Origin of the sequence: Micromonospora sp. ATA51, from assembly GCF_016802855.1 — a bacterium.
Lineage (GTDB): Bacteria > Actinomycetota > Actinomycetes > Mycobacteriales > Micromonosporaceae > Micromonospora > Micromonospora sicca.
Genome location: NZ_JAEVHJ010000606.1, coordinates 1 through 1,802, shown reverse-complemented (window position 1 = coordinate 1,802; position 1,802 = coordinate 1). Strand labels below are relative to the sequence as shown.

The window sequence follows — 1,802 nt, the reverse complement described above, 5'->3', positions numbered from 1 at the left end:
TCTTCACGATCAGCCAGGGTCAACATCGCACGCACGGCGGAACATCCTGTCCCACCGAACCGCCAAGATCAAATGCTACGACCGGCTGAACCTGCCGAGGTCTCGTCCGATCGCTCAGGTCGCCCGGGAACTCGGGATCGGGGAAGGAACGCTCGGGAACTGGGTCGCGGCGTACCGTCGGGACCACGCCGGTGACGAGCCGGCGCTGAACATCAGCGAGCGGGAAAGACTGCGGCAGTTGGAGCGTGAAGCGCGGGAACTGCGTATGGAGAACGAGTTCCTGAAAAAGCCGCCGCGTACTTCGCCAAGGATCATCGGTGAGTGAGACGTTCGAGTTCATCGACGCCGAGTACGCGCACGGTTCCACCCAGAACATTCCCACGGCGGGGCCGTCAATTGCCGCGATGTGTGCCTGGCTTGGCGTGTCCCGGTCCGGCTATTACGAATGGCGTGACCGGCCCGAATCAGCGACCGCCTGCCGGCGGGAGGAGCTGAAACACCTCATCATCGTGCCCTTTGAGGAGTCCGACGACACCTACGGGTACCGACGGGTGCACGCCGACCTGGCCGCGTGGGGTGTCACCTGCGGCCCGGAGCTGGTGCGGTCCCTGATGCGCGAGCTGGGCCTTGTGCCCTGCCAGCCCCGGCCGTGGCGGCACAGCCTGACCGACAACGACGGCCAGGACCGGCGTCTGCCGGACCTCGTCGGCCGTGACTTCACCGCCGAGGCGCCTGGGCAGAAGATGGTCGGCGACATCACCTACATTCCGACCTGGCAGGGATGGCTGTACCTGGCCACCGTCATCGACTGCCACACCCGCGAAATCGTCGGCTGGGCCATGGACGACCACTACAAGACCACCCTGATCGAATCAGCGATCACCATGGCCGTGCGCAACCACCCGACCGACGACGGCGCCATTTTCCATTCCGACCGCGGCAGTAACTACACCTCCGGCGACTTCGCCGCCATTCTGAAGAAACTGAGGCTGCGGCAGTCCGTCGGCCGCACCGGCATTTGCTACGACAACGCGATGGCCGAATCATTCTTCGCCGCGCTCAAGAATGAACGCGTCAACCGCACCCAGTACCCGACCCGCGAACACGCACGACGCGACATTGCCAGATACATCGAACTCCGCTACAATTCCCGCAGACGCCACTCAGGACTCGGCTACCGGACGCCGCAACAAGCCCGCAACGAGTTTCTGAACTACCAGCTCGCAGCATGAATTAGTTGCTGATCAGCTGTCCGGAAAACGCGAGGCACATCAATGGTCAGGATTCAGGCGGCGTTGACAGCATTGGTGATCCTGGTGCGGATGAACACGAGGATCTTGCGGCCACCAGGTCTGCACCGTGGTGGCCAGACGCTGCAACGCTCCGAGTCCTTGCCTAAGTTCGCAGCCGGTTGGTGTTGCGCAGGTCAGGATGGGTGACGGCGTCACTTGGCGTTGTATTGATTCCACTGCCGGGCATAGACATCCGAACTGGACGAGACACGCTTTGACCTGGACCGGGACTAGTCATGGTTGGTCATTAGTTGCTACCGCTGGCCTACGTTAGACGGCCTACAGACGGCATGATCTTGATGCTGAGTCTAGCTATCGTCGCCAGCCCGGCAGACTACTTGAAGACGCCGATGACCCCAGTCACGGTGCCGACGACAAAACTGAGGGTTGCCAGCTTCGCTGAGGCTCCGGTCGTACGTATTCAGCTTGAGAGAGCGGCGGGCATCCACGGGCCGGTGGTGAACAGCTGTTTGAGCACGTCGAGTGCGTCCTGGCCGTGTTTGGCGGCGG

2 protein-coding genes are annotated in these 1,802 nt (G+C 62.5%); both read left to right on the top strand.

Features of this window, described 5'->3' with window-relative positions; all coding sequences use genetic code 11:
- The first annotated feature begins 43 nt into the window (after positions 1 to 43).
- A protein-coding gene (locus JNW87_RS38245) for an IS3 family transposase (protein ID WP_375373609.1) occupies positions 44 to 1,232 on the top strand; the annotation gives its coding sequence in 2 pieces (ribosomal slippage) (positions 44 to 285 and positions 284 to 1,232; 1,191 coding nt in all).
- Between the two features lie 350 nt (positions 1,233 to 1,582).
- The coding region (locus JNW87_RS38240) for a hypothetical protein (protein WP_238455423.1) at positions 1,583 to 1,802 on the top strand (220 nt) is incomplete at its 3' end.